This is a genomic window from Enterobacter sp. K510, assembly GCF_055804875.1.
Map to the genome: position 1 here is coordinate 1 of NZ_JBNRLQ010000021.1, position 3,125 is coordinate 3,125.

Consider the following 3,125-nt stretch of genomic DNA (forward strand, 5'->3'; position numbering starts at 1 on the left):
GCTGATTTGAGCGTCATTTTCGTGATACTCGTCAGGGGGGCGGAGCCTATGGAAAAACGGCAACTCCGCATCCTTTTCTTGGCCTTTCCTGCTTCGAGCGGCATTTGCTTATCCCGTAATCTGTGAGCTGGTAACGCCCGCCGCAGTCTCACGGCAGGAGCGTAGCGACCGAGTGAGCGAGGAGGCGTCATTTCATCACCACCTGCATTTTGCACTTACGCCCGGCAGCCGCATTTTTCCCCTGTCACATGAAGCACTTTCATAAATTGCCACTCCGTCATAACATGTTTAGCCAGTATACACTCCGCTAGCGCTACGTGACTGGTTCAGGGCTGCGCCCCGAAACCCGCTAAAACCACTGCCGCGCCTGCGGCTTGTCCAACACCGTGCCGACCGGGAAAAGATTTCCCGTCCGTCCCGGCGTTATCAGGAGGCCGGATTGGCAGACAAACGCAGCAAAATGCTCACCATGTGGGTGACTGAGGACGAGCACCGGCGTCTGCTGGAGCGCTGCGAGGGTAAGCAACTCGCGGCCTGGATGCGGCAGACGTGCCTGGACGAGAAGCCCGCACGCGCCGGCAAACTTCCGTCGATCTCGCCGGCGCTGCTTCGTCAGCTTGCCGGCATGGGGAACAACCTTAACCAGATTGCCCGCCAGGTTAACGCCGGTGGTGGAAGCGGACACGACCGCGTGCAGATTGTCGCCGCGCTGATGGCCATCGATGCCGGACTCGAGCGGTTGCGGCATGCCGTACTGGAAAAGGGTGCTGATGATGATCGTTAAGTTTCATCCTCGGGGGCGCGGCGGCGGCGGCGGGCCGGTCGATTATCTGCTGGGTAAAGATCGCCAGCGCGACGGCGCCAGCGTTCTGCAGGGGAAGCCGGATGAAGTCCGGGAGCTTATCGACGCCTCGCCCTACGCCAAAAAGTACACTTCCGGCGTTCTGTCTTTTGCCGAACAGGATTTACCGCCCGGCCAGCGCGAAAAGCTGATGGCGAGTTTCGAGCGGGTTCTGATGCCCGGACTCGATAAAGACCAGTACAGCGTGCTGTGGGTTGAGCACCGGGACAAGGGGCGGCTGGAGCTGAACTTCCTGATCCCGAACACGGAGCTTCTGACCGGCAAGCGGCTACAGCCGTATTACGACCGCGCCGACCGTCCGCGCATCGATGCCTGGCAGACCATAGTGAACGGCAGGCTGGGGCTGCATGACCCGAACGCGCCGGAGAACCGGCGGGTGCTGGTCTCGCCTTCCGCGCTGCCGGAAGCGAAGCAGGAAGCCGCCCAGGCGATTACGAGCGGCCTGCTTGCCCTTGCCTCATCCGGGGAGCTGAAAACGCGTCAGGACGTCACTGAGGCGCTGGAAAGCGCAGGTTTTGAGGTGGTGCGCACCACAAAAAGCAGCATCAGCATTGCCGACCCGGACGGGGGGCGAAACATCCGACTGAAGGGAGCCATCTATGAACAGTCTTTTAACGCTGGCGAAGGACTTAGAGCAGAAATCGAAAGCGCAGCAGCAGACTACCGGCGAGATGCTGAAAGCCGCATTCAGCGAGCACGAGAAGTCTGTCAGAGCGGAACTGAGCGAAAGCGAGAAGAGAATCAGCGCCGCCATCCTCGACCACGACCGGAAGCTGTCCTCAGCCATGAGCCAGCGCACGAAAGGGATGCTGCGCATGGTCAGCCAGACGTGGCTGACCATCGTTCTGGTCTCCGCGCTGCTGATAGCGTCGAGCGCGGGCATTCTGTGGTGGCAGGGGCAGCAGATACTCGAGAACTATACGACCATCCGGGAGCAGAAGAGCACGCAGGCCATGCTGTCAGAGAGGAACAGCGGCGTACAGCTCTCGACCTGCGGCGAGCAGAGACGCCGCTGCGTGAGGGTGAACCCGGAAGCGGGACAGTTCGGAGAGGACTCGAGCTGGATGATACTGGCGGGGAAATAGCACATGACGGAGCTGGAAAAACAGTTGCTGAGCGCATTAGAGCAGCTACAGCAGGACTACTCGAAAAGGCTGGACGAGTGGGAGAACGCCTTCGCGGAATGGCGGACGATGTCTGGTCTTATTCAACGGGAGAACGCGGCGCTGAACGAGCGCGTCACGGTCTTGAGCAGGCAGGTGCAGAGTTTGAGCGAGCAGCTGCGCCGGTTGTCGAAAGGCTGAACGCGATAGAAACTCACCGGCAGCAGGAGCGGGCGGTGCAGCACCAGAAAGCGCTGGAGCTGGAACGATCGCAGTGGCAGCATCATGGTCCTTCGCTATGATAAGCCGGGTTCTATTAATTAGTTGTTATGTAAAGATATTTAAATTTTTCAACATGAGGTATTTTTATGAATACATATATTTTCCTGGGAGGGGCTATTGTGGCTGAAGTCATAGGCACCACCTTTATGAAATATTCAGAAGGATTTACACGCCTGTGGCCGTCTGTAGGAACTGCAATAAGTTATTGCGCTGCCTTTTATCTGCTTTCCCAAACATTGGAAAATATACCTACCGGTATTGCTTACGCAATTTGGTCTGGTGCGGGAATTGTACTAATAAGCCTAGCTGGTTGGTTGGTTAGCGGTCAAAAACTTGATTGGCCCGCAATTGCAGGAATGTTCCTTATTTGCGTTGGAGTTTTGGTTATTAATATTTTTTCAAAATCTTCTGCGCATTAACTTTTTACCGAAGCATATTGGCCAAAGCAAAAGGATTTCCTTGAGATCCTTTCTTTCTGCGCGTAATCTTTTTCCCTGTAAACAAAAAAACCACCGCTACCAACGGTGGTTCGTTTGCCGGAATTCAGAGCTACCAACTCTTTGTTCCGATGGTAACTGGCTTTCACGGAGCGCAGATACCTAAACTGTCCTTTCAGTGTAGCCGCACTCAGGCTTTCACTTCAAGAACTCTGTAGGCATTCTCTACAATCTCTGCTCCGTGAACCCAGTTACCAATGGCTACCGCCACTGGCGATTTGTCGTGTCTTTCCGGGTTGGACTCAAGTTGATAGTTACCGGAACGGGCGTGGTAGTCGGACTGAACGGGGGGTTCGTGCATACAGTCCATCCTGGAGCGAACTGCCTACCCGGAACCGAGTTTCAGGCGTGGAATGAGAAACCGCGGCCATAACAGCGGAA

At 56.2% G+C, this 3,125-nt stretch carries 4 protein-coding genes; 3 read left to right on the forward strand and 1 reads right to left on the reverse strand.

Annotation, left to right across the window (positions count from 1 at the left end; all coding sequences use genetic code 11):
• The first annotated feature begins 460 nt into the window (after positions 1 to 460).
• The 3 genes from ACQUTD_RS21515 to ACQUTD_RS21525 all read left to right on the forward strand — a co-directional run bounded on the left by ACQUTD_RS21515 (position 461) and on the right by ACQUTD_RS21525 (position 2,666).
• Positions 461 to 784, forward strand: coding sequence for a MobC family plasmid mobilization relaxosome protein (locus tag ACQUTD_RS21515; RefSeq protein ID WP_004193914.1), 324 nt, complete (start codon positions 461 to 463; stop codon positions 782 to 784).
• Entirely contained in the window at positions 774 to 2,267 is a 1,494-nt protein-coding gene (gene mbeA / locus ACQUTD_RS21520) for a plasmid mobilization relaxase MbeA (protein ID WP_045265544.1), read from the forward strand. Before ACQUTD_RS21515 ends, mbeA begins: the two co-directional genes overlap by 11 nt.
• A 66-nt stretch (positions 2,268 to 2,333) precedes the next feature.
• Positions 2,334 to 2,666 carry an EmrE family multidrug efflux SMR transporter gene (locus tag ACQUTD_RS21525; protein ID WP_001099531.1) on the forward strand — a complete coding sequence of 111 codons (333 nt, stop codon included), beginning with the start codon at positions 2,334 to 2,336 and terminating at the stop codon, positions 2,664 to 2,666.
• A gap of 208 nt (positions 2,667 to 2,874) precedes the next feature.
• Here the strand turns inward: ACQUTD_RS21525 and ACQUTD_RS21530 are convergent, their stop codons facing one another.
• Positions 2,875 to 3,045 (reverse strand): hypothetical protein, encoded by a 171-nt coding sequence (locus tag ACQUTD_RS21530; protein WP_004193911.1) that lies wholly within the window; start codon positions 3,043 to 3,045, stop codon positions 2,875 to 2,877.
• Positions 3,046 to 3,125 lie beyond the last annotated feature (80 nt).